Annotated in this window: 16 protein-coding genes; 12 read left to right on the top strand and 4 right to left on the bottom strand. The window is 70.0% G+C overall.

Translation table 11 applies throughout. The features are described 5' to 3' along the window. Nucleotides 1-13: 13 nt before the first annotated feature. The 9 genes from SK854_RS04335 (at nt 14) to SK854_RS04295 (ending at nt 15,905) form a co-directional block, all read left to right on the top strand. Entirely contained in the window at nt 14-475 is a 462-nt protein-coding gene (locus SK854_RS04335; RefSeq protein WP_319973627.1) for a VOC family protein, read from the top strand. Between the two features lie 174 nt (nt 476-649). Then, complete coding sequence (locus SK854_RS04330; protein ID WP_319973626.1) at nt 650-1,660, top strand: beta-ketoacyl-ACP synthase III; 1,011 nt, start codon at nt 650-652, stop codon at nt 1,658-1,660. A gap of 139 nt (nt 1,661-1,799) precedes the next feature. Further along, complete coding sequence (locus SK854_RS04325; protein WP_319973625.1) at nt 1,800-2,549, top strand: PP2C family protein-serine/threonine phosphatase; 750 nt, start codon at nt 1,800-1,802, stop codon at nt 2,547-2,549. After that, a complete protein-coding gene (locus SK854_RS04320; protein ID WP_319973624.1) occupies nt 2,546-3,799 on the top strand; it encodes an FHA domain-containing protein in 1,254 nt (417 codons plus the stop codon). Before SK854_RS04325 ends, SK854_RS04320 begins: the two co-directional genes overlap by 4 nt. Then, the gene (locus tag SK854_RS04315) at nt 3,796-5,268 is read left to right on the top strand and encodes a serine/threonine-protein kinase (RefSeq protein ID WP_319973623.1); all 1,473 of its coding nucleotides are present in this window, start codon (nt 3,796-3,798) and stop codon (nt 5,266-5,268) included. Before SK854_RS04320 ends, SK854_RS04315 begins: the two co-directional genes overlap by 4 nt. A 105-nt stretch (nt 5,269-5,373) precedes the next feature. After that, nucleotides 5,374-11,532, top strand: coding sequence for an Ig-like domain-containing protein (locus SK854_RS04310; RefSeq protein ID WP_319973622.1), 6,159 nt, complete (start codon nt 5,374-5,376; stop codon nt 11,530-11,532). A gap of 26 nt (nt 11,533-11,558) precedes the next feature. Next, nucleotides 11,559-12,527, top strand: coding sequence for an AAA family ATPase (locus tag SK854_RS04305; protein ID WP_093588429.1), 969 nt, complete (start codon nt 11,559-11,561; stop codon nt 12,525-12,527). A 1-nt stretch (nt 12,528) separates the two neighbouring features. Next, nucleotides 12,529-13,677, top strand: a complete 1,149-nt coding sequence (locus SK854_RS04300; RefSeq protein ID WP_319973621.1) for a DUF58 domain-containing protein — start codon at nt 12,529-12,531, stop codon at nt 13,675-13,677. Continuing rightward, complete coding sequence (locus SK854_RS04295) at nt 13,674-15,905, top strand: transglutaminase-like domain-containing protein (RefSeq protein ID WP_319973620.1); 2,232 nt, start codon at nt 13,674-13,676, stop codon at nt 15,903-15,905. Before SK854_RS04300 ends, SK854_RS04295 begins: the two co-directional genes overlap by 4 nt. A gap of 10 nt (nt 15,906-15,915) precedes the next feature. Here SK854_RS04295 and SK854_RS04290 read toward each other — a convergent pair whose 3' ends face one another. The 4 genes from SK854_RS04290 to SK854_RS04275 form a co-directional block, all read right to left on the bottom strand. Beyond that, entirely contained in the window at nt 15,916-16,881 is a 966-nt protein-coding gene (locus SK854_RS04290; RefSeq protein ID WP_319973619.1) for a hypothetical protein, read from the bottom strand. Then, nucleotides 16,878-17,372, bottom strand: coding sequence for a SigE family RNA polymerase sigma factor (locus SK854_RS04285; RefSeq protein ID WP_319973618.1), 495 nt, complete (start codon nt 17,370-17,372; stop codon nt 16,878-16,880). Before SK854_RS04285 ends, SK854_RS04290 begins: the two co-directional genes overlap by 4 nt. Before the next feature lie 113 nt (nt 17,373-17,485). Then, nucleotides 17,486-18,328 (bottom strand): hypothetical protein, encoded by an 843-nt coding sequence (locus SK854_RS04280; protein ID WP_319973617.1) that lies wholly within the window; start codon nt 18,326-18,328, stop codon nt 17,486-17,488. A 36-nt stretch (nt 18,329-18,364) separates the two neighbouring features. Then, nucleotides 18,365-19,552: an OmpA family protein gene (locus SK854_RS04275; protein WP_319973616.1), complete on the bottom strand. Its 1,188-nt coding sequence runs from the start codon at nt 19,550-19,552 to the stop codon at nt 18,365-18,367. 240 nt (nt 19,553-19,792) lie between these two features. On the opposite strand from SK854_RS04275, the gene SK854_RS04270 reads away from it, so the two are divergent. The 3 genes from SK854_RS04270 to SK854_RS04260 all read left to right on the top strand — a co-directional run bounded on the left by SK854_RS04270 (nt 19,793) and on the right by SK854_RS04260 (nt 24,710). After that, the gene (locus SK854_RS04270; protein ID WP_319973615.1) at nt 19,793-21,241 is read left to right on the top strand and encodes a PfkB family carbohydrate kinase; all 1,449 of its coding nucleotides are present in this window, start codon (nt 19,793-19,795) and stop codon (nt 21,239-21,241) included. Further along, nucleotides 21,241-21,840 (top strand): GTP cyclohydrolase II, encoded by a 600-nt coding sequence (locus SK854_RS04265; protein WP_319973614.1) that lies wholly within the window; start codon nt 21,241-21,243, stop codon nt 21,838-21,840. Before SK854_RS04270 ends, SK854_RS04265 begins: the two co-directional genes overlap by 1 nt. 146 nt (nt 21,841-21,986) lie before the next feature. Beyond that, nucleotides 21,987-24,710 carry a BTAD domain-containing putative transcriptional regulator gene (locus tag SK854_RS04260; protein WP_319973613.1) on the top strand — a complete coding sequence of 908 codons (2,724 nt, stop codon included), beginning with the start codon at nt 21,987-21,989 and terminating at the stop codon, nt 24,708-24,710. Nucleotides 24,711-24,944: the final 234 nt, after the last annotated feature.

The raw sequence follows: 24,944 nt of genomic DNA, 5'->3' as shown, positions 1-24,944 counted from the left end.
CAGAGTCCCTCCCATGTCACTCAACGCAGTTACCCACCTGAACTTCTGCGGCCAGGCCAGGGAGGCGCTGGAGTTCTACCGCTCGGTGTTCGGCGGGCAGATCACCGTCATGACGTACGCCGACTTCGGCATGCCCGCCGAGGTGCCCGGCGCCAAGAACGTCGTGTTCGGCGAGGTCGTCGGCGAGAACGGCTTCCGCGTCATGGCCTACGACGTGCCCGGATCCGGTGAACCGGTCGCTCCCGGCGAGCCCACCACCCGCCGCGTGAACGGCACGACGGTCACCGAGGAACCCTTCTTCCTGTCCGTGCGCGGCGAGAGCGTCGACGAGGTCGCGCCGGTCTGGGAACGGCTCGCGGAGGGCGCGACGGTGATCGAGAAGTTCGGCCCCGCGCAGTGGTCGCCCGGCTTCGGGATGCTGGCCGACCGGTTCGGCGTCACCTGGATCGTCGACGTCGCGGCCGCCCACGTCTGAGGCCGTTCAGGGGGCGGGACCACCCCCGCCCCCTCGGTCCACCTGGACCGGTCCAGGTGGCTGAAGTCCTTTCAACGGAACAACTCCGTCTCGTAGATGGGAAAGGGCGTCGCGCTCCCGCCCTGTACGTTCAATCTCATTCCCCCTTTGAGGCTGTGAGAAAGAGGACGCACGGTGAGTGAGCACACGCATCGCCCGGTACCGGTGCTGGAGGCCGTGGCCGGAATCGTGCCGCCACGGGTGGTGTCCAATGAGGACCTTCCGGCGCACTGGGACACGAACGATGTCTGGGTTCGCCGGCGGACGGGGATCGGCACCCGGCACTGGGTCGACGAGGGCACCTCGACGGGGGACCTCGCGCTGGCCGCGGCGCAGGCGGTGCTGGCGAAGAGCCCGGCCGGTGACGTGGACGCGGTGCTGGTGGCCACGTCGACGCCGGACCACCCGATGCCGGGGATGGCACCTGTACTGGCCACCCGGCTGGGGCTGGGCGGCGTGGCGGCCTTCGACGTGTCCGCGGTCTGCACGGGCTTCGTGTACGGGCTGGCCACGGCGAGCGGGATGATCGCGGCCGGCATCGCGCGGCGGGTCCTGCTGGTCGCGGCGGACGTCTACTCGACGTTGATCTCGCCGGACGACCGAGGCGCCGGTGTGGTGTTCGGTGACGGGGCCGGTGCGGTGGTGCTGCGCGCGGGTGAGCCCGGTGAGGCGGGCGAGGTGCTGGGGTTCGACCTCGGCAGCGACGGTGCGGGCCACGACCTCATCACCGTGCCCGGTGGGGGTGCGCGCGGACGTGCGGAGCCGGGGCGGTACGGGCCCACGGACTGCCACTTCCGGATGAGCGGGCGTGAGGTCTTCCAGCACGCTGTCACCCGGATGACTGAATCTTCCCTTGCCGCACTGAAGAACGTGGGCTGGACCACAGCGGAGATCGACCGCGTCGTCGCCCATCAGGCCAACGCCAGGATCCTCTCCCTGGTGGGGCAGCGACTGTCCATTTCGGACGACAAGGTGCTCGGCAACATCAGTCGCGTGGGCAACACCGGTGCGGCCTCGATCCCGCTCGCGCTGGCCGACGCCGTGGCCCGCGACGAGATCCACGCCGGGGAGAAGGTGCTGCTCACCGCGTTCGGCGGCGGGTTCACCTGGGGGTCTGCCACGCTGGTGTGGCCGGAGATCGCCTGAGCTCCGTCCGACGAGTGCATCGCTGCTCGCGGCCCGGACGTTTCCGATTCTCCCTGGCCACTTTTTGTCCCTGAAACCGCATAACGCTTCGTGAACGCCGAGCGATGAGAGGTCCGGACGGCGGAGCGGAGGTGGTGCGGTGAGCGCGGTGCTGGCGGGCGTCGCCACGCATCCCGGTGTGGTGCGGGAAGTCAACGAGGACAACGCGATCGCGGGCAGACAGGTCTTCGCGGTCGCCGACGGCGTGGGCGGGCACGCGGCCGGTGAGGTCGCGAGCGCGTCGCTCGTCGCCCGGCTGCGGGAGCTGGACCAGCTGGACGGACCGGGGCTGGAGGACGTGCGCGTCGCGTTGGCCGCCGCGGGCAGGACGCTGGAGGAGGCCGACCACGGTGGCATGACGACGGTCGCGGGACTCGCGCTCGTCACGCTGTCCGAGCGGCCGCACTGGGTCGTGTTCAACATCGGCGACTCGCGGGTCTACCGGTTCGACGGCGCGGGGCTGGCGCAGCTCACCGTCGACCACTCCGAGGCGCAGGAGCTCGTCACGGCGGGGCTGCTGACCGCGGACGAGGCCAGGAACTATCCGCGCCGCAACGTCGTCACCCGCGTGCTCGGCAAAGCGGGCATCGGCGACCCTGACCTGTGGTTGTTCCCGCCGCGCGTCGGTGAGCGGTTCGTGATCTGCACGGACGGGCTGACGAACGAGCTCGCCGACGACGAGATCGAAGAGGTTCTCCGGCTGCACGCCGACGCGAAGGAAGCGGCGGCCGTGCTGGTGGATCGTGCGGTGGCGGCTCAGGCGCGCGACAACGTGACCGCGCTCGTGGTCGACCATCTGGTCGTGGCGGAGACGTCCAGCTGTGACACGGCACCCCGGAGCCCGAGATGACCGGGCCCGAGATGACCGAGGTCGAGTACGTGCCGGGCACGTGGGTCGCGGTCGTGGGGGAGAGCACGTGGCTCCTGCTGGCCGTGGCGCCCGAGTCCGCTCTCGTGCGCCGGTGCTGGGAGCTGGTGCGGTCGGACGAGCCGCTCGACGAGGTGCTCGGCGCGATCGTCCTCGAGGGTTTTCGCGCGGTGAGCGGCTTCGCGCTGCTGACCGCGAACCGTGCGGTGGTACGAGGTGAGGCAAGGCTGCAGGTCATGAACGCGGCCGGTGCCGTCGAGGAGATCAGTGCGGCGGGCGTGGGGACGTGGGTCGACCGCAACCTCGACGACGTCGCACGGCTGCGCGTCGTGGCCGGGGCGAGCGGGCCCGGGCTGCCGGTGCGCGCTGGAGTGGTGCTCGCGAACGAGCTTCTGGTCGCGTTGTCCGACGCCGCGCCGCAGCCGGTCCCGGTGCCGCAGCCGGTGTCTGTGCCGCAGTCCGTGCCGGTGCCGGTGCCGGTGCCGGAGCCCGTGTCCGTGCCGCAGCCGGTGCTGGTCGAGCACACCGTTGTGCAGCAGGAAGAAGCGGTCGAGCTGACCGTCGTGCGTGAGCAACCCACGTCACCCCCTACGCCACCGCCGACGTCACCTCAGATCACCCAGGTCACCGGCGTGATCCAGTCGTTCGACTGGGCACCCCAGAGCGTCGTGGCACCCACCCCCGTGCCACCGGTTCCGGCCCGCCAGCCCGTCACGGAGACGGTGCTGCGCACGACCATGTTGTCCCCCAACGACACCCAGATGCTGCAGGGCACCAGAACGGGCCTGGTGCGGGCGAGGAAGTGCCCGGCGGGCCACCTCAGCTCGGACTACGCGGTGTACTGCCGGGTGTGCGAGGTTCCGCTGCCGGAACAGGTCGCCGCGATGCTCCCCGTGCCGGTGCTCGGGTTGCTGCGACTGTCCACTGGAGACACGATCTCGCTCGACCGCAACGTCGTGATGGGCCGTGATCCCAGCGGTGACCGCGGCGGCGTGAACCTCGTGCAGGTCGGCAGGGAGAACGACACGGAGATCTCCCGGACGCACGTGGAGATCCGGCCGGCGAACTGGGACGTGCTGGTGCGCGACCTCGGTTCGATGAACGGCACCAGCATCTCGCGGCCGGGCTGCCCGCCGGAGAAGCTCGCCCCGCACATCGACGAGATCCTCTACCCCGGCACCCGCGTGACGCTCGGCGACCAGTTCTTCTTCGTCTTCGAGGTGAGCGGATGATCCTGGGACCTCCGGCCATCCCGCACTTCGAGTACCGCGGTGACATCGGCGGCGGCGGGTTCGCGATGGTGTACCGCTACTACCACCACAAGCTCAAGCGCGACGTCGCGGTGAAGGTGCCCAAGGCGGCCGGACTGTCCGACGACGTGCGGGAGCGGTTCATCGCCGAGGGCGAGTCGATGGCGGAACTGGGCAACCACCAGAACGTCGCCACGGTCTACGACACGGACACGGCGGCCGACGGACGCCCGTTCCTGGTCATGGAGTACTGCCCCGGCGGCGATCTCGCGAAGCTCTCGGCCGCGGCGCCGTTGCCGGTCGGGGACGTGCTCGACATCGGTGTGCAGATCGCGTGCGCGGTCGAGACCGCGCACGAACGCCGGATCCTGCACCGCGACATCAAACCCGCGAACGTGCTCATGAACGAGTACGGCAAGCCGTGTCTCACCGACTTCGGCATCGCCGGCCGCTTCGCCGAGAACGACGCGGAACGCCAGGTGATGCTGTCCGTGCCGTGGTCGGCCCCGGAACTGCTCACCGGTGCCGCGAAGGAGAAGAACGCGGTCCTGACGGAGGTGTTCTCGCTCGGGGCGACGCTGTGGCACCTGATCGTGGGGCACTCGCCGTTCATGCCGCCCGGCACCGACAACTCGATCGAGGCCGTCGACCGGCGGATCGTGTCCGGCTGGTTGCCGTCCGCGCTGCCCGCGCCGGAGGACCTGCGGCGGTTGTTGCTGGGTGCCATGGCGACGGAGCCGGAGGAACGGCCGCTGTCGGCGCTGAAGCTGGCCCTCGGACTGCAGAGAATCCAGAAGGCGCAACGGTACGGCGAGACCGCGCTCGTGCTGATGCCCGCCGTGGCGCCCCGCAGGCAACCGGCACCCGTCGCCGCCCCCGCGTTCGTGCCGCCCCCGCCGCCGGTCGCGCCGCCGACGCAACGCAAGATGTTCACGTCTCCGCTTCCGGCGAGTTCGGCGCCGCACACCGTGGTGCGCAAGGAAATCCCGCCGCCGCGGACGATCCACGAGGCACCGCCGCCGCAGCCTGACCAGCCGGTCCGCCTGCGCTGGCCCCACTATGCGGCGGGTGTGCTGGCGACGGTCGCGATCGTGGGCGTGGGCGTGTTCCTGTTGTCCGGTGAGGAAAAGCCGGGCAGCGGACCGGCGGTGAGCACTGTCGCCGACGACGGTTCCGGTCAGAACGCGGGCGCGGACAACGCGCCGCCGGGCAGGCCCGCGATCACCGCGACGAGACTGGACGCGAAAACTGTCCGGTTCGCTTGGAATTATTCGGCCCAGCAGGCGACGGACACGTTCTCCTGGCGCACTTCCGACGACGCCCGCACCGGCGTCGCGAAGGAGCCGCAGGTGGACGTCGAAGGCGCGCAACCCCTTTGCCTGCAGGTCAAAGTGGTGCGCGCGGACGGCAGCAACGCGACCGCGGACTGGTCGCAGGAGAGCTGCGGATAATTCTTCGCCCGCAATCGGGTGAATGCTGCAACGAATTCGTGGATCGGCCCGATAGGCGGTTGACGGCACCGCCGATGAGGGCGCGCGATCTCTGCGAGGGGAACAGTGGGATTCTTCCGAAAGCACCGGACCACGTTCGCGTCCGGAACGGTGCTCGTTCTCGCGGCCGCCTCACTCGTCGCCTACGCGTTCTCGTCGAACGGCAATCCGGTCCGCCAGGTCGATCTCAACGACGGCGGGGTGTGGGTGACGAGTGACCGCGACGGATTGTTCGGAAGACTCAACAAACCCGTCGGGTCGTTGGACGCCGCGATCAACCCACCGGGTGGCGCGCAGCAGAACTACCAGCTGGACATCGTTCAGGACGCCGCCGCGGTGGTCGCGCGAGACCGGGCGGGCGGCAAGCTCTACCCGGTCGACGTCGCCCGCTCGGTGACGCTGGGTGATCACGGACTGGTGCTGCCCAGCGGTGGCCAGGTCGCGCTCGCGGGCGGCACGCTCGCCGTGCTCGACCCCGCCGCGGGCAAGGTCTGGGCCAGTCGCGTCGACGTCGACGCCGGCGTGAGCGCGCTGGACCAGCTGAGTCAGGAGTCCCCGCCGCTCGCCACGCTCGACGGTGCCGATGCCGCCGCACTCGCCGTGGGACTGGACGGCACGGTGCACGCCGTGTCCGCCAACGGCCGCACGGTGAAGGTGACGCCGGCCGAGACCGGGTTCGCCGAACCGTCCTACGGCAAGCTCGCGTCCACGCCCAAGGCACCGCGAATCACCGCGGTGGGTGGCGAGGCGATCGTGCTCGACGCCGAGTCCGGCACGCTCTTCCTCCCCGGCCGCACGACCCAGGCCGGCCGCGAGTCCGTGTTGCAGCAGGCAGGACCGGCTGCTGACGCGGTCGTCGTGGCCACCAAAGATCAGCTCAAGACGTTCGACCTCGACGGCGACGGCACGTCGGCGCTGCACGAGGGCGTGGACGGCGCCCCGGCCGAACCCGTGCGGCTCGGCGAGTGCGTGCACGCCGCGTGGGCGGGCGCGTCCGGCGGCTACTTCCGCTCGTGCGGCGGCCAGAAGGCCTCGGCGGGCAACCTCAAGGACGCGAAGGCCCTGGTCCAGCCGGTGTTCCGGATGAACCGCAGGGCGATCGTGCTCAACGACGTCGCGACCGGCGCGGTCTGGGACCTGGGCACCCAGAACAAGGTCGACGACTGGCAGTCGGTGCGGCCCCCGCCCGAGCAGAAGCCCAGCGACAAGGACAAGAACGACAACACCACCGAGTCGGCGAAGGACAAGCCGCCGAAAGCCACCGACGACACGCTCGGCGCGCGGCCCGGCCGCACGACGGTGCTGCACGTGCTCGACAACGACTCCGATCCCGCCGGCAACATCCTGTCCGTCACGGCCGTGAGCGACCTCGACCGCAAGGACGCCGGGCTCGCGATCGCCCCCGACGGCCAGACCGTCGAGGTGACGCTGCCGGAGCAGGCCCAGGACGTGCACTTCAAGTACACCGTCGACGACGGCAAGGGCCTCAACGCGACGGCCGCGGTCACCGTGCAGGTGCGCACCGAGGCGCAGAACGAGGCACCGGCCGTGCGCAAGGGCGCGGAGCCGTACGAGTGGTCGGTCGCGTCGGGTGGCCGGTTGACACTGCCGGTGCTCGCGGACTGGCGCGACTTCGACGGCGACCCGGTCGTGCTCGTCGAGGCGGGTGCCAAGGCCGGTGTCGCGACGACGACCAACAGCGGGTTCGTCGAGTACGCGGCTCCGATCGAGGCGGGCCGGCAGACCATCGACTACAAGGCCACCGACGGCATCGCGGACCCCGTGACGGGTGCCGAAAGCGTGCGCGTCCTCGATCCGGCCGCCCCCACCGCGTTGCCGCCGGTCGCCCGCCCGGACGTGGCACGCGGCCAGGTCGGCACGCCGGTGCTGGTCCGCCCGCTGGAGAACGACCTCCCCGGCGCCGACCCCGTCGACCCGTCGGCCGAACTGCGGCTCGCCGCCGACGTGGCACCGCTCGCGGGGGTCACGGTCACCACCGACACCAAGACCGGACTGGTGACGCTGACCGCCACCAAACCGGGCACCTACCCGCTCGACTACACCGCCGCGTTCGGCAACGCGCCGTTCGCCAAGGGCGCGATCCGTGTGGACGTCACCGCGGCTCCCGAGACGCCGCTGCCGCCGGTCGCGATGCCCGACAACGCGGTCGTGCGCGGCCAGGAACCGGTCGTGGCCGACGTGCTGGCCAACGACTTCAGCCCCGCCGGATCGGTCCTCGGCGTGCAGCACGCGGAGAGCACCTCCGGACAGCTGGAGGTGGCCGTCGTGAAGGGCCGGTGGCTGCGGATCAACGCGACCGCGCCCGCCCTAGACCGCAATCCGCAGGTCGTGCGCTACACCGTGACCGACGGCGTGACCGGCCCGGTCACCGGCGAGGTCACCGTCACCCAGCTCCCGCCGCCCGCTGACGACACCCCGGTGCCCAAGGACGACCGCGCGACGGCCCGTGCCGGCGACTCGGCGACGATCCCGGTGCTGGACAACGACATCTCGCCCGCTGGAGCGCCGCTCTCCCTGCAGTCGAACGTGCAGGGCGCGCCGGGCACCGGCAGGCTGACCGTCACCGCGCGGGACGGCCGCAAGGACCCCGGCACCGCCTACGTCTCCGGTGACGTCGTGCGCTACCTCGCTCCCGACCGCCTCGACACCCCGTTCGTCGCCGAGGTGTCCTACGTGGTGCAGAACCCGGACGGTGACCAGGCCGTCGGCCGCGCGCACGTCACGGTGAACCCGGCGCCGACTCCGGCCAACCCGAACCAGCCGCCCGCCCCGGAACCCGTCGAGGTGCGCGCCGTCGCGGGCGACCGGGTGACGATCACGATCCCGTCCAGCGGCGCCGACCCGGACGGCGACTCGGTCGCGGTCACCGGCATCGCGTCCGCGCCCACCCTCGGGCGGGTCGTCGGGATCGCCAGCACCTCGCTCACCTACGAGGCGTTCCCGACGTCCAACGGCACCGACTCGTTCGGCTTCATCGTCACCGACACCTACGGCCGCGAAGGGCAGTCGCTGATCCGCGTCGCCGTGGTGCCGCCGGGAGATCCGCAGCCGCCGGTCGCCGTGGACGACGTCGTGACCGCCGCGCCCGGTGCGCGTCTCGCGGTGAACGTGCTGGTCAACGACGTGCGGGCGCCCGGCGACACGATCACCGTCGAGCCGCTGAGCACGCGCAACCCGTCGTTGCCCGGTGACGTGCAGGGTCAGGACGGCCGGATCGAGCTGACCGCGCCGGACCTGACCGGCAAGCCGCTGGTGATCACGTACGGCATCACGAACGGCCTGGGCCAGCCGTCCATCGCGACGCTGACCGTGCGCAGCCGCGAGGACTACGCGATCCCGCCGGTCGCGGGCGAGCTGTTCCCGGTGGCGAAGAAGGAAGACAGCACCATCGAGGTGGATCTCGGTCCCGCGATCGCCGACCCGGACGGCCCCGCGGACCGGCTGGAGATCACCAAGGTCTTCCACGACCAGGCCAAGGTGTCCGGCCGCAAGGTGACGGTGCCGGTCGGCGACCACCCGCGCACCCTCGCCTACGAGGTCAAGGACGCGTCCGGCGCGACCGCGGCCGGCCTGATCCACGTGCCGTCCAAGGGGACGGGAGCGCCGAGGGCGATCCCGGACAAGCTGATCTCCGTGCCTGCCGACGGCTCGATGTCCGTGCAGGTCAAGGACTACGTCGAGGCGCCGTCCGGCAAACAGCCGAAGCTCACGACCGTCGACAAGGTGACCGCCGCGCCCGCCACCGGGCTGGAGGTCCGCAACGAGGGCGACACCGGCCTGGTCCTGACCGCTCGCGGTGGCTACACCGGACCGGCCGCCGTGACGTTCGAGGTCACCGACGGCAACTCGCTGACCGACCCCGAGGGCAAGTTCGCCCTGATCACGGTGCCGGTGCAGGTCGGGCCGGACACGCCGGTGCTGCGTTGCCCCGCGTCGGCGCTGACCGTCGTCGAGGGCGGGCTGCCGGTGAAGATCGACGTCACCGCCGTGTGCCACGTGTGGGTCGCGGACCGCTCCAAGCTCGGCGACGTCCGGTACTCGGCGGCCTGGGCGGAACAACCGGACGGCGTCTCGCTCGAAGGCTCCGGCGAACGCACGCTGACCGTCACGGCGGCGGGTGGCGCGAAGCCCGGCACGACCGGAACGATCGAGGTCAGCGCGGGCGACGGGCCGAAGGGCAAGATCGCGGTCAAGGTCGCGGCCGCCCCGCCGCCCACCGTCGCCCCCATGACGTTGGACGGCGTGAAGGCCGGCGACACCGCCACCGTGGACCTCGTCTCGTACGTGCGTTCGCAGCTTCGCGACCCGAAGATCTCGGTCGTCTCCGTGAACCAGATCGGCGGTGCCGCGGCGAGCGCGAGCAACGACGGTTCGACCGTGCGCATCACACCGAACAGCGACGCGCACGGCGCCATGGACTTCAACGTCGTCGTGACCGATGTCGCCGACAACAGCCGTGAGGACCGCAAGGTCACCGGTCGGATCAGGCTGAACGTGCTCGGCGTGCCCGACGCCCCCGGCACCCCGGCGCCCGGCCGCACGGTGCTGAGCAAGGTCGTCGAGCTGTCGTGGAGCACACCGTCCGGCAACGGCGCGCCGATCGACTCCTACGAGGTCGACTACGGCCGCGGCAAGCAGGTGTGTTCCGCCTCGCCGTGCACGATCAACGGCCTGTCCAACGGCACGGAGTACACGTTCACCGTGCGCGCGCACAATCTCGTCGGCTGGGGCAAGCCCAGTGGCGCGTCCGCACCCGCACAGCCGAACACGGTGCCAGGTGCGGTGTCCGGCCTGAGCACGTCCACGCCGCGTGACGGTTCGTTGCAGCTGAGCTGGGTCGCGGCGCCGAACGACGGCACGCCCGTGTTGCGGCACGAGATCACGTGGTCCGGTGGCGGCCGCACGACGGCACCGGGCGGTGCCACGGGCGTGGCGGCTACCGGGCTCGACAACGACGCGAAGACAGTGTTCACCGTCATCGCGGTCAACTCGCAGGGCCCCGGCCCGGCGGTGACCGTCGAAGGCCAGTCGGCGGGCGCGCCGCAAGCTCCGGCGGCGCCGTCGTTCACCGCGACGAACGCCGCGAACGCCCAGACCCGTGCCGTCACGGTGTCGTGGGGCGCGGTCGGAGCGAACGGGCCCGGCCCGACCAGCTACACGCTCACCCGCACCGGCGGCGGCACCAAGACCGTCTGCACCAAGGTCACCGCCACCACCTGCCTCGACGACGGCCTGCAGAACGACGGCACGATCTACAGCTACACCGTCGTCGCCGCGAACGCCGCCGCCGAGTCCGAACCCGCCGGCCACACCTCGCCCGCCAGCGCCGCGGCCCAGATGGAGGCGACCGCGACCCCGGACCCGATCACCGGGTTCACCGCGACGCCCACCGGGTCGGACGGGCAGGCGACGCTGCGGTTCGACGCGCCGGCCTCGCACGGCAAGTCGAACACCGTGACCTGCACGTGGTCCGGCGGCTCGTGCGGCACGTGGACCTACCCGACCGGCGGGCAGGCCGGGGCGACGCAGACGATCACCGGGCTGCCGAACGGTCAGCCGGTGACGATCAACCTGCAGGCGTGCAACGGCAGCGGCGGCGGTGCCTATGCGGGCAACCCGTGCAACAGCGCCGTGTCCGCCGGCGTGACGACGTACGGGCCGATGCGTGACCTCGTGCTGAACACCTCCACGAGCAACACGGTCGTCAACTTCTCCGTGTCCGTGAACCCGAACGGGAAGCCCGCGAACGTCCAGGTGACCACGAGCCGTGGCTTCAACCAGTCGTTCACGACCGGTGTGGGCGGGTGGAGCTGGTCGGGCAGCCAGGACGTCGGCCACTCACAGACGGTGACCGTGACGGTAACGGTGACCGATGCGGGCCGGCCGACGCTGAGCCAGTCCCAGCAGCAGACGACACCGCCGCCGCCACCCACGGTAACCGTCTTCAAGGGCGGACCGTGCCCTGCGGGAGGGTGTGTGGGCACGGTGGGGTCCTGCAGGTCGGACGACTGTGCCTACATCGGGGTTCAGACGGCGAATTTCCCCGGCAGGGTGACCTGCAGTTTCAGCAGCAGTGCCGGCGGCGGCTTTTTCAACGAGAGCTTCGGGCCGAATGAGCGCAGGGAAACGAGGAACTTCTTCGGATTCAGGAATCAGACGGTCACAGCCACCTGTGGCGGTGTATCGGGATCAATGGTCTGGTGACGTGCGAAACAGCAAAGGAAAGAATCATGACCGCCACTCCTGAACAGGCTCGGCTGTTCGCGCAGACCTTCGAACAGATGGTGCTGAACATCTCCCGTGCCATTTCCGGCAAGGAGCACGTGATCCGTCTCGCGCTCACCTGCCTGCTCTCCGACGGTCACCTGCTGCTGGAGGACTATCCCGGCACCGGGAAGACGTCGCTGGCCAAGGCGCTCGCGAACACGGTGCAGGGCAAGAGCACCCGCATCCAGTTCACACCGGACCTGCTGCCGTCGGACGTCACCGGCGTGCAGATCTACGACCAGCAGCGCGGGGTGTTCCGCTTCCACCCCGGCCCGATCTTCGGCTCGATCGTGCTCGCGGACGAGATCAACCGCGCGTCGCCGAAGACGCAGTCGGCGTTGCTGGAGGTGATGGAGGAGGGGCGGATCACCGTCGACGGCGAGACGCACCCGGTCGGGTCGCCGTTCATGGTGATCGCGACGCAGAACCCGATCGAGCAGGCCGGCACCTACCGGTTGCCGGAGGCGCAGCTCGACCGGTTCCTGATGAAGACCAGCGTCGGCTACCCGGATCACAACGCCACGGTGGCGCTGCTGGCGGACGCGGCGACGCGGGACAGGTCGGTGAACGTGCCCGCCGCCATCGCCGCGAACGCGGTGTCGCAGCTGACCGCGCTGGCGGACCTGGTGCACGTCGATCCGGCCGTGCTCGGGTACGTCAGCCGGATCGCCGAGGCGTCGCGGGCGCATCCCGCTGTGCGGCTCGGGGTTTCGGTGCGCGGCTGCCTCGCCTACGTGCGGTGTGCGAAGACGTGGGCGCTCGCGCAGGGGCGCAGTCACGTGGTGCCCGACGACATCCAGGAACTCGCGCATCCCGTGCTGGGCCACCGGATCCTGCTGCACCCGGAGGCGCAGTTCGACGGCGCCACGGTCGAGAAGGTGATCGACTCGCTGTTCGCGGACATCGAGCCGCCCGTCCGGCGAGGTGTCTGACGTGGGGCGGCTGCTGGAGGCCGTCTCGCCGTCCGGGCGGCTGCTCGCCGTGGTCGCGGCGGCGACGTGGGTTCTCGGTGCCGTGCTGGGCTGGGACGAGTTCGTGCTGCTCGGCGCCACGGGTGTGCTGTTGCTGGCATTGGCTTGCGGGCTGACGCTGGGCCGTGGCGCGGTCCGAGTCCGGGTCGAGGTCGTCAAACGCCGCCTGCGGCCTGACGAGTCCACGCGGTGCGCGGTCGAGGTCGAGCACCACGGCCGGAGGTCGTTGTTCGCGCCCGAGGTCGAGCTTCCGATCGGCAAGGACCGCGTCGAGGTGTTCGACCGCGGCCGGGAGATCGAGATCGCCGGACTGAAGCGCGGCGTGATCGCGGTCGGTCCCGCGACGACGGTGCGCGGTGACCCGCTCGGACTGGTGCGGCGGACGGTCGGGATGACGGAGGTCGTCGAACTGTTCGTGCACCCGCTGACCGTGCCGCTCGCGCCACTGGGCACCGGGTTGCTGCGCGACCTGGAAGGCTGCACCACCAACGACGTCTCGATGAGCGACCTGGCCTTCCACGCCCTGCGCGAGTACGCGCCGGGCGACGACCGGCGGCACATCCACTGGCGTTCCACGGCGAAGCTGGCGGCGTCCACTCAGGACGGACGGTTCCTGGTGCGGCAGTACCTCGACACGCGGCGGGCGCACATCGTTGTGATCGTCGACGGCGCCGAGCAGTCCTATTCGGACCCTGAGGTTTTCGAAATGTCCTTGTCGGCAGGGGCTTCCGTCGTGAAACGCGCCGCCGCGGACGAGATCGACACCACCGTGGTCGCGGCGGGGCACGTCTCCGGTCGTGGCGGCGGACAACACGTGCTGGACGTGTTCGCTCGCGCCGAACTCGGCGGTCTCGGCCTCGCCGGAGCCGCCACCCGTGCGGTGGCCGCTGCACCGGACGCCACCCTGGTCGTGATCATCACGAGCGCGCGGCACAGCTACGCGGACCTGCGGGTCGCGGCGTCCGCGTTCTCACCGGAGGTGCGCAAGGTCGTGCTGCGGGTGGATCCGGCCGAGCACACCAGAAGAGCGGCGAGCACCTCTTTCACCGTGCTCACGTTGCGGCAGCTCGGCGACCTGCCGGGGCTGCTGGCGGGAGGGACTCTGCAGTGACCGGACTCGTGCCCCGCCGCGACGACCTCGTCGACGCCGCCTTCCTGAGTGCGTTGTTCGTGGTGGCGTTGCTGGGTTTCCGCACCACCTACACCGGCTGGGGCTTCCTGCTCGCCGGTGGCGCCGGACTGGTGCTCGGCGTTCTCGCCGGGCACGTGGCCTCCGTGCTGCGGCGCCCGATGATCGCCGTCGCCGCGATGACGGTCGCGGTGTTCTTCCTCCTCGGCGGCGCGGTGGCGATGCGCGGCAGCGGCGGAGTGCCGACCCCGGACACGCTCGCCGGGCTGGCCGACATCGGTGTCCACGGCTGGAAGCAGTTGCTCACGACGCTGCCACCGGTCGACGGCACCGGTCCGTTGCTGGTGCTGCCGTACATCCTCGGTCTGCTCTGCGGCGCGGGCGGTTTCACGCTGGCCCGCCGGGTCAGGCTCAGCGCGGCCCCGATCGGCGCGCCGCTCGCCGTGCTCGCCGCGGTGATCCTGCTCGGCACCGGAGAAGCGGCCGGGGTGCTGGGCGCGGCCTTCGCGGCGGTCGGCTCCGGCTGGCTCGCGGTGCGGGCGGCACGGCATCGCACCGGGGCGCGCGTCCGCGGGATGCGATCGGTGACCGCGGTGGTGCTGGTGGGTGCTGCCGCGGGGCTGGCGTTGCTGGTCGCACCGGTGCTGCCCGGCACCGGCAGCGCGGACCGGCTGGTGCTGCGCAACTACGTGGAGCCGCCGTTCGAGATCGGTGCGTACGCGAGCCCGTTGGTCGGCTATCGCAAGCACACCAAGGACGCCAACCAGCTGTGGGACCAGACGCTCTTCACCGTGCAGGGCCTGCCGGAGGGCGAACGCGTCCGGATCGCCACGCTCGACGGCTACGACGGCCGGGTGTGGGGCGCGACCAACGATCCGTCCGGAATCGCCGGACCGTTGCAGCGCAACAACTTCCAACGCGTCGGCGCGCGCATCCCGGTCACCGGTTCCGGGGCCGAGGCGGACGTGACGATCAGGATCGAGGCGGCCTACGCGACGGCGGACGAGCTGAGCGCGTGGCTGCCGACGGCCGGGCGCGCGCGGGAGATCGCGTTCGCCGGTGAGCGGAAGGCCGGCCACACCGAGAACCTGCGCTACAACCTCGCGACCGCGTCCGGCATCGTCGCCGACCGGCTGCGCGAGGGCGACACCTATGAGCTGCGCACAGTCCTTGCGGCCCAAGGAATCCCGGAGGACGCCCAGCCGTTCGGACGGCCGTCGGTGCGCACCGGTGACCTGGCGTTCGTGCGCAGCAAGGTCGCGAAGTGGTCCGGCGACGCGACGACGATCGCCGGTCGTCTGAAAGCGGCTGCCGCGTACCTGCGCGACAACGGCGCCTACACCGACGGCGGTCCCGGCGAGACGGAGTACCTGCCGGGACACAGCACCTCCAGGCTCACGGCGTTCTTCAACGCCAAGCGACCAGCGGGCAACGACGAGCAGTACGCCGCCGCGTACGCGTTGGTGGCCAACGAGATCGGCATGCCGGCCAGGGTCGTCCTGGGCGCGCTGCCCGGCTCCGGCGGGGTGGTGCGCGGCGAGAACGTGCAGGCGTGGGTGGAGATCCACCTCGCGGACGGCACCTGGGCCGTCATCCCGAACACCGAGTACATGCCCGACCGGTCGAAGAAGCCGGACCACCAGCCGCCGCAGGAGATCGAGAACACCGACGCCTCGGTCGTGCCGCCGCCGAACACCGTGAAGATGCCCAGCTCGCTCGTCGACGCGAGCCGTGCGGACGCGGCCGGGGTCGGCACCGGCCCGATCGACCATCCGTTCCTGCCGTCGTGGCTCAGGGATCTCCTGATCACCCTCGGCGCGGTGCTGCTCCCGATCGGCGCGCTGATCGGCCTGCTCGTCGGGGTGAAGTCCCTGCGACGCCACCGAAGGCGGACGCGCGGGAGCCCGACGACGAGGTTCGCCACCGGCTGGCGCGAGGTCGTCGACCACGCCCGCGACCTGGGCGCGAAGGTGCCGCGAGGACTGACCCGGCGCCAGCAGGCGGCCGCGCTGGCCCGGTTCGACCTGCGCGGCCTCGCCGTGCACGCGGACGACCACGTGTTCGGCCCCGGCACGCCGGACCAGGCTGCCGTGGACGCGTACTGGGCGGCCGTGCGGGAGACCAGGAACCGGATGCGCGCGACGGTGCCGCGGTGGCGCCGCTGGCTCGCGGCGCTGGACCTGCGGACGTTCCTGCCCCGGTACGAGTGACCCTCTTGGTTCACCGTCGCGGAGTGAGCGTCACCCTCCACTCGCCCGTGGTGCGTTCGGGGATCACCGTGATCTTGACCTGCTGCCCCTCGGTCAGCTGGAGCCCGTGGCCCGTCCAGTCGCGGGGCAAGACATGAACGCTGCCCACGGCGTAGGTCCAGTGCGAGTAGTCGACGACCTCGACGTCGTTGACGAGAATCCGCACCCTGCCAGGCGTGTTCATCTCCGCCTGCAGCTCGTTGTCGCCAGGCCAGGCGGCGGTGATCTCCCTCCGCCCGGCAGGGTCCGCCGCGTCGGACCGCACCTCGATCGCCGGCTCCCCGAGGCTCGGCGGGAACGTCTCCAGCGTCTGCGGGCGCGGTGGGAACGGGTACTCGCTCACCGGCACGGCCTCACCGACACCGAGGGCGAACGAGCCGCTCTCCGGGGAGGGCAACACCGGCGGAGGACCGGGGGCGTTGCCGCTGTCGCTGCCCAGCTTGCCATTGATGGTCAGCGTGATGACGGACGGCTGTCCCGGCACGACGCCGAGCGCACCCCAGTCGGTGCCGGTCGCACCGCCGCACGAGTTGCGGTCCACGAACGGGTGGCCGTTGACGGTGGTGCTGATGAGCAGCTGCTCGTTCGACCCGATGTCGCACTTGCTGAACAGCATGAGGTCTAGAGACTTCGGCACGAACCGCACGGTGACGCTGGTCGAGGGCAGGTCCCCCCAGGCCTGGGTGAGCAGCCGCGTGCCGTACTGGTACTCCGGCAGGCTGCGCGGCTGGACAGCGGGTTCGGGCTGGTCAAGGCGGGGCAGCAGCGCGTAGACGACGCCGACGAGCGCGAGCACGACGAAGGCGGCCCCGGCGACGGCACGGCGTCGCCTGACGGCCGTCACCCTGGCCCGCACGCCCGCCATGCGCGCCTCGTGGGAGGAGTCGGCGAGCTCGGCGCGATCGCGCAGCACCTCGCTGAGGTCCGTCAGGTTCATCGCCGCACCCCTTCGAACGTGATCGTGTCGTCGAGCCGAAGCTTGGCGAGCGCCTTGCTGGCCTGGCTCTTCACCGTGCCGACGGAACAGCCGAGCAGCCCGGCCACCTGCGCCTCGGTGAGGTCCTCGTAGAACCGCAGCACCAGCACGGTGCGTTGCCTGCGCGGCAACCGGCCGAGCGCCTGCCAGAGCCACTCGCGCTCGTCCACCGCGCTCTGCGGCGACTCGCCGACCCGTTCCGGCAGCTCGGCGGTCGGCTCCTCACCTCTCCACCGGCGCCGCCACCAGGTGGCGTGCGAGTTCACGATGATCCGCCGCACGTACGGTTCCGGATCACCGTCGATGCGGTTCCAGGCCCGCCACGCCCGCGCCAGGGCGGTCTGCAAGAGGTCCTCCGCGTGCCCCGCGTCCCGTGTCAGCAGAAAAGCCGTCCGCAGCAGCCGCGGCGACGCGATCGCCACGAACTCCTCGAACCCCTCAGGTGAGCGCACCACTTCACGGCCTTTCGCCTCAGTCCGTCACTGGCTCCTACCACTCGGGCCACGCGAATGGTTGCCTGCCGCGACGATCCTGATCGTCGCGGCGGCCAGCCAGCCGGTTCCTGTCACGTCTTGAGGTCCTCGCCGCTGTAGAGCAACCGTTTGTACTGCGCCTCGAGGTCGTGCGCCTCGTCCAGGAACGTCCGCCTGAGGTTCTCGTGAGCCAGCACGATCTGGCTGTAGTGCTCGAGATCGTCGCGATCCAGCGAACCGTCGAGGAAGGCGGTCCAGAAGACGAGTGCCGCGGAGATCAGCATGACGAACGCCACGAGCACCGCCAGCAGCACCGCCAGGCCGTCGAGTCCGCTCAGCACACCCTCGGAGTACACGCGGACGAACATGACGACCGCGATGAGCAGGACGAGTGCGATCGCCGCGACGAGGCTGATCTTGGCTCCAGCCGACATCTTCGACCAGTTCAGCTGTCGCCGGTCGTCCTTGTTCTCCCGCTGGTCGTGCCCGAGGTGGTAAAGCGCTGTCGCGGCGCCTCCCGTCGCCAGCACGGAGATCACGAAGCTGATGGCCAGCGGAAGCCCCAGCGGATCCGACCAGTCGACGTTGAAGACGGAACTGGCGAGCCACAACATGATCGGGAAGTCCACGACCACCACGAAACCCAGCGACAGCAACTTGGCCGAGCGGGACACGCGGAAGTGACGACGGCTGCCGCGCACCTCGTCCATGTCCACGCGTTCGGCGGCCCAGTGGGCGCGCTGCTGGACCTCGCTGATGGTCAGCACGTGGCCGCGAGGGCCGATCACCTGCCGGTCCATCACCGCGTCGGCCATGGCGCGCAGCTGTTCGATCCGGACGGCGAGGCGGGCACGCGTGGCGACCTCGGAGCGGTGGTACCCGCCGGCCGTCTCACGCGGGACCGGAAGGTTGGGCGTGCTGTCGTTGTCGTGCATGACGTGCCTCCCGTCTGGGTTGGTGATCGGAGCGGGTCAGCAGGTGATCTCGACCCGGCGCATCCGCCCGGCGATCGTCTCGTCGAACGCGCCCGCCGCCGTGGCGGTCATTCCCGGCGCGCTGCCACCGCCGGAATGCTCGATGCGGTGCCGGACACCGCCGTCTTGCAGTGCTTGCGCCACCACACGGGCGCGTTCGCCGGACAACGCGGCTCGTCCTGACTCGGTCGACCCCGGAGGGTCCGCGGTGTAGCCGCGCACCGTCACGACGGCGTCCGGCCGCGACGCGAGCTTCGCGGTGATCCGCGTCGCGTACTCCCGGAGGAGTTCGCGCGCGGACGGCGAGAGTTCCGCCGAGTCACCGGCGAAACCCAGTACGTCGTTCAGGAGGGTCGTGCGTTCCTTGCCGTCCGGCCCGGTGACGGACGCGATGCCGGGGACCGGCACGATCGGGACGGCCACCGTCGAGTTCGGACCGGCGTGGTCCCCGCGGCTCTCGTCGATCTCGCACGACGCCGCTCCCGCCGCCCGGCAGATGGCAGTCCAGTAGTCGGTGAGGCGTTGGCGGGAGGGAATGGTCAGCGGAGGCTGTGCGCCTGCAGTCTCCCCGACGCCGGTGAACAGGACGCGCCACCCGCTCAGGTCGGGCAACAGCCCGCGGGAGCGCAACTGCTCGGCCACCGCGGCCGGATCGGCGTTCCAGCCGACCTGGCGGAGATCGAACCCTCCGCCGGTGCTCAGGCCGTTGGTGATGAGCACCAGGTCACCCGCGCCAGCGCCGCGGACCGCGGTTCCAATTCCCTCGAGCAGATCCACCGGTGTCCGCGCTCCGATCGCCTGAACAGCGTCGGCGACGAGCCCCAGGTTTCGTGCGATGAGATCATCCCGTTGCAGACCGTGCTCGATCGCGCCGTTGGCCCGCCTCGGTGTGAGCGCGATGGTCTTGTGGGTTTCGCTGTCGGCGGAGGCGATCACGGCGACGCTGCTCCTGCCGTTGCGGCCGTCGGTGACGTCTCGGCTCCGGGCGGCGGTCTTCAGGAGTTCCGTGCTGCGCGGGGTGAGCGAAGGCCTTGGTTCGTGCATTGTCGCCGAGGCGATGATGACGACCTGGTTTCCTTGCCCGTCAGGGGACTGGGCGGTTCCGGAGCCGCACGCGGCGAGCGCCAGGACGACCGTCGCGGCGATCGCGCACGTGGTGGAGGTGGTGCTGTGCAGCTGCCGCATGGTGGCCTCCCCGACGTCGGCACTCCTGCACAGCGAGTGTGACAGTTGCCTCTTTGGGCCGTCAATTGCCAAAAACTGGACGACAGTTGTCGGACAACTTGCCTCTCAAGTGCAACAAGAGTCGGTCGATACCTTTAGTAAGCATGCTGGTTGAACAGGTGTCAGACTGTGACCGGCAACTGCCGGAAGACGGCGACAACTGCGCCACGAATGGAGTAACCTGTCGCGATGGTTGGTCCCATGTCCGGTGTCGACGGGGTACGCAGCGTGCTGGTCCGGCTGCGCACGCGGTCCGGTCTGAGCGCGGACCGGTTGCGCTCGACCGAGGTCGACGTGGCGCCGATGTTCGACCTGCCGGTCGTCCGTCAGGTCGTCCGCACCGCGGACACCCCGGCGCCGGAGGCCGTCGTAGAGGCCATCCGCGTGATCGCGGGCCAGCTCGACGTGACCGATCTGGTGGTCGTGGACGTGGCGCTCGCGCTCGGGATTCTGTCGGCGAGGTTCGCTGATCGCCCCGATCTGGCGGATCTCTACGCCCCTGATGTCGGCGAGCGCAGGAAGCTGCTGGTCGCTCGATGGGCGGAGCTGCACGATCTGCTCGGGGAGAGCCGTCCTCCCAAACCTCCGACGGTGCGAACGCTGCGCCTGAACGTGGAGGAGGAGTCGCTGGGCAGGCTCGCCGAGCTGTGCGTTGGCAGCTCGGCGCTGGACGCCACCGTCGCGGAACCCGACCAGTCGCGTCCCACGGTGGCGGTGATCGGGTCCGCGGTCATGGACCTCATCTTCCTGATCGACCACCTGCCCACCACGAGCAGCGCGGCGCCCACCGACCTGTTCGAGGAGAGCCCCGGCGGCAAGGGGCTCAACCACGCCATCGCCAGTGCACGGCTGGGCATGGACGTGCAGCTGATCGCGGCGGTCGGTGACGACGAGCGCGGCCGTCAGCTGCTGGAGTACCTCGTCCGCGAAGGCGTGCGCGTCAACCTGATCAAGATCGCCGCTGCGCGCACCCCGGTCGTCGCGGTCTTCCTGCTGCGCAACGGAGGGTCGGCCAACGTCCCGTGGATGAACGCGGCGGAGGTCAGGCTGGAGCCTCTGGACTTCAGCGCGAGTGCGGTGCGCACCGTGCTGGAGTCGGTCGACGCCGTCGTGCTGACGTTCGAGGCGCAGGCGGAAGTCGTGTCGTCCGCGCTGGACTCGCTCGGCGACCAGGACCGCAAGCCGCTCGTCGTGGTGCGCCCCTCGCCGGCGCTGCCCAACCCCCAGGTGCTCTACGAGCACTTCTCCAAGATCGACTACCTCGTCGGCACCCAGGCGGAGCTGCGCGACCTGCTCCCCAGTGCCAAACGGGAGATCACCACGGAAGAGCTCGCGCAAAGCCTGCTCACCCTCGGTGTGCACGGAGTGTGCATCACCGAGGAGTTCGGCTGCCTCGTCCGGTCCGAGTACCTCCAGGCGGACATCGCCCAGTTCCCGGCCGCGATGAGGGACACCCCCGGCGCGCGGGAGGCCTTCAGCGCTGCGCTGATCCTCAAGCTGCTGGAGAAGAACCGCAAGATCGACGAAAAAGACCTCAAATGGGCCACGGCCGCGATGGCGGCATCGCAGTCCTACGGCGGTGTCGCAGACTCGATGCCGGCGCAGGCGCAGGTGGACCGCGTGGTCGGCATCCCTGGAGCAAAAACTTGATGACTGAGCAACTGTTCGTCGAACACACCTTGTGGCGAAAGGGAAACCAGTTCAGGGTCAGCGTGCTCGCAGCCGACGACCCGTCTGGTCGCAACCCCGCGACCGCCGCTGTGTACGGCAATCCCCAGAACGACTGTCTGGTCCGCATCCACTCGCGGTGTGTCTACGGCGAGGTGTTCCAGTCGGACGACTGCGACTGCAGGTCGCAGCTGCACACCGCACTCGAGATGATCGACGAGGAGCGCGCCGGCGTCGTGATCTACCTCGACCAGGAGGGACGCGGGGAAGGGCTGCGCAACAAGGCGCGCGGCTACGTCTACAGCCAGGAGCATCACACGGACACGTTCACCAGCTACCGCGCTCTCGGACTGCCCGACGACTCACGGTCCTACGAGGGTGCGGCAGAGCTGCTGCGTCGTCTGGACCTGACCAGCGTCCGGCTCCTGACCAACAACCCGGCCAAGGTGAAAGCGCTGCAGGACCACGGCATCGTTGCCAAGCGGGAGTCGTGGACGGTGCCGGTGAGCGAATCCGCCCAGCAATATCTGGAAGCGAAACGACAGCACGGGCACATGATCGCGACCGCGCAGGCCGACTGAACGGGAATTCACTCATTCAGGTGAGGCGGCTCGGTTCCCCCCGACTGCCCCCGATGATCCGAGCCGCCTCGTGAAGAACGTTCCTCCATCAGGTTGACGTCTTGGTGACATCCGGCCAACGCGCGCTTCAGTCGTACGCTGAAACCGTGCGTGAGAAGACGCTGATGACAAATGCACTGGAATTCGGCCTTCTGGGCGATCTCGAGGTGCTTCGGAACGGTGTGCGGGTTCCACTGGGCACCGGAAAGCTCCGCGTCGTGCTCGCGACTCTGTTGCTTCGCGTCAACCACACGGTGTCCATCGACGAACTGATCGAGCGCTTGTGGGGTGAAACTCCGCCCCGGCAGGCGAAGGGGACCGCGCAGGTTTATGTGATGCGGCTGCGGCGACTGCTCGATGCCGATCTCATTCGCACCCGGCCTGGCGGATATCGGTTCGAAACGCCGGAGTGCCGAATCGACGTCGGCAGGTTCCGCGAGCTGGCGGAGAACGGCGCGCCGCACGAGGCGCTGGCGTTGTGGCGGGGCAGGGCACTGGCCGACGTGCCGTCGGAGTCGCTTCAGCGTGACGAGGTGCCCCGGCTCGCGGAGGAGCGGTTGCGGGTCGTCGGGCAGCGCGTGGATCTCGACCTCGGCCTGGGACTGCACGCCGAGCTGGTGGGTGAGCTGACCGGGTTGATCGAGGAACATCCGTACCAGGAACGCTTTCGCGGCCAGCTGATGAGGGCGCTGCACAGGTCGGGGCGTCAGGCCGAGGCGCTGGACACGTATCGGCGGTTCCGCGCGACGCTGATCGACGAGCTCGGGGTGGAGCCGTCTGCGGAGTTGCGTGCGGCGCACGAGTCGATCCTGCGCGCGGAGACCGAGAGCAATCTGCCCGCCGAGGTCACGAGCTTCGTCGGCCGCACGCGGGAACTTCGTGAGGTGGCGGCCACCCTGTCCGCGAGCCGGTTGGTCACGCTGATCGGTGGTGGCGGCGTGGGGAAGAGCAGATTGGCGCTGCGGGCCGCGCACGCGTACCCCGATGCCGCCTGGTTCGTGGAACTCGCAGGGCTGCACGATCCCGCTTTGCTGCACCACACCATCGCGGACGTCCTGTCGATTCCCCGCCACTCGACCGAGGATCCGCTCTCGGTGCTGACGAAGTACCTCCGCGACCGTCAGCTCCTCCTGGTGTTGGACAACTGCGAGCACCTGGTGGACGCGTGTGCCGCACTGGTCACGGCTTTGCTGCGGGCCGCGCCCGGTCTGCGGGTGCTGGTGACGAGCCGGCACGCTCTGCGCGTCGCGGGCGAACACATCATGGTGGTCGATCCGCTCGACGTGGGGGAGGAGTCGGTCGAGCTGTTCCGCCACCGGGCCGCGGCCGTGCAGGCCGGTTTCACCGGTGACGCCGGGCTCGTCGAGCGGATCTGCGCGCGGCTGGAGGGAATCCCGCTGGCGATCGAGCTCGCGGCCGTCCGCACACGACTGCTCGGACTGGCTCAGATCCTCGACGGGCTGGAGGATCGCTACCAGCTGCTCGCGGGTGGCCGGCGTGGCGGCCCACCGCACCACCAGACGCTGAGGGCGGCGGTGGATCTCAGCTACGAGCTCTGCACGCCGGCGGAACGCGCGCTCTGGGCCCGGTTGTCGGTGTTCGCGGGCAGTTTCGACCTCGACGCCGTGAAAGCGGTCTGCGAGCCGGTGTCTCCCGTGACGCCTCTGGACCTCGTCGACGAGCTGCTCGACAAGTCCGTGCTCTCCAGGGTGGAGCGGGACGGCTTCGTGCGGTTTCGCATGCTCGACACGATTCGCCAGTACGGCCGCGACAAGCTCAGGTGCGAGGGCGACGACGCCCGCTTCCGCCGGATGCACCGTGACTACTTCGTACAGCTCGCCGAGCAGGGCGACGCCGAGTGGTTCGGGTCGCGGCAGGAAGCCGTGTTCGTCAGGACTCGGCTGGAACACGCCAACCTGCGCGAGGCGCTGGACTTCTGCTTCAGCACTCCGGGCGAGAGCCCGATCGGCGTGCACCTGGCCGGTGCGTTGTGGTTCTACTGGGTCGGCTGTGGCTTCCTCGCGGAGGGGCGGCACTGGCTGGACCGCGCGCTGGCGGTCGACTCGGCGCCCACGCCCCAGCGCGCGAAAGCGTTGTGGGTCAACGGCTACATCGCGACTCTGCAGGGCGACATCAAGCCTGCCGTCGCCATGCTTGAAGAATGCCGTGACACCGCTCCGGACGAGGTGAGCCTGGCGTACGCCGTGCATCGCCTGGGGTGCAACGCTCTGGTCGGTGACGACGTGAGCGAGGCCGTGGCGTTGCTGGAGGACGCCCGAGCCCGCTACGCCGCACTGGGGGAGATGAACAGCAACGTCGTGCTGGCCTACGTCGAGCTCGCGGTGGCGTGGATCTGGCTCGGAGATCTCGCCCGCTCCGCCGCGTTGTGCGAGGAGATCGGTGTCGTCTGCGAGGAGAAGGGTGAGCTCTGGGCTTACGCCTACGTGCGCTACGGGCGTGGCGTGGTCAGGATGAGTGCCGGGGATCTGGAAGGCGCGTCGGCCGACGCCGATGCTTGCCTGCGGATCAAACACACGTTGCACGACCAGTTGGGCATGGTGCTGGCCGTCGAGTTGCTGGCCTGGACCGCCACAGAGGCGCGGCAATACGAGCGAGCCGCCGTTCTGCTGGGGGCGGCGCGACACATGTGGTCGGCGGTGGGATACGCCTTGTTCGGATCCCGGCATTTCACCGCGCCACACCAAGCGTGCCTGGACAGGGTCCGCTCGTCTCTGGGAGACGAGGCGTTCGGCTTGGCGATCGCACGCGGTGCGGAACTTTCCGTCGATCAGGCGGTCGCATTCGCACTCGACCGCACGCATCTGGCCTGAAGCTGCCTGTCCTTGTATTGACCACTATTCCTTTCCTTTATGTCCTGGGTTCCTGGTATTCCATGTGGGCAACGGATGAAATGGTTGTCCGATAAGGGATTCTGCTTCCTTCGGGTCTTTGCAGGCGAAGGAGAGCCCGCTTCGCAGGGTGAGAGGAATTGGTCACCTCGTCGGTGAGGTCGTCCGGCGCCCGGACCGCCAAAGCCGGTCGCAGCCGATCGTGGTCGCACTCGG

It is taken from the genome of Lentzea sokolovensis, assembly GCF_033949975.1.
GTDB classification, from domain to species: Bacteria; Actinomycetota; Actinomycetes; order Mycobacteriales; family Pseudonocardiaceae; genus Lentzea; species Lentzea sokolovensis.
This window is presented reverse-complemented; position numbering and strand designations above follow the sequence as displayed.

Bases quoted from the DNA above. Each gene is read 5' to 3' on its own strand.
- SK854_RS04275 (WP_319973616.1), bottom strand. From the start codon at position 19,552: ATGCGGCAGCTGCACAGCACCACCTCCACCACGTGCGCGATCGCCGCG.
- SK854_RS04290 (WP_319973619.1), bottom strand. From the start codon at position 16,881: ATGAACCTGACGGACCTCAGCGAGGTGCTGCGCGATCGCGCCGAGCTC.
- SK854_RS04265 (WP_319973614.1), top strand. From the start codon at position 21,241: ATGACTGAGCAACTGTTCGTCGAACACACCTTGTGGCGAAAGGGAAAC.
- SK854_RS04320 (WP_319973624.1), top strand. From the start codon at position 2,546: ATGACCGGGCCCGAGATGACCGAGGTCGAGTACGTGCCGGGCACGTGG.
- SK854_RS04335 (WP_319973627.1), top strand. From the start codon at position 14: ATGTCACTCAACGCAGTTACCCACCTGAACTTCTGCGGCCAGGCCAGG.
- SK854_RS04270 (WP_319973615.1), top strand. From the start codon at position 19,793: ATGTCCGGTGTCGACGGGGTACGCAGCGTGCTGGTCCGGCTGCGCACG.
- SK854_RS04315 (WP_319973623.1), top strand. From the start codon at position 3,796: ATGATCCTGGGACCTCCGGCCATCCCGCACTTCGAGTACCGCGGTGAC.
- SK854_RS04305 (WP_093588429.1), top strand. From the start codon at position 11,559: ATGACCGCCACTCCTGAACAGGCTCGGCTGTTCGCGCAGACCTTCGAA.
- SK854_RS04280 (WP_319973617.1), bottom strand. From the start codon at position 18,328: ATGCACGACAACGACAGCACGCCCAACCTTCCGGTCCCGCGTGAGACG.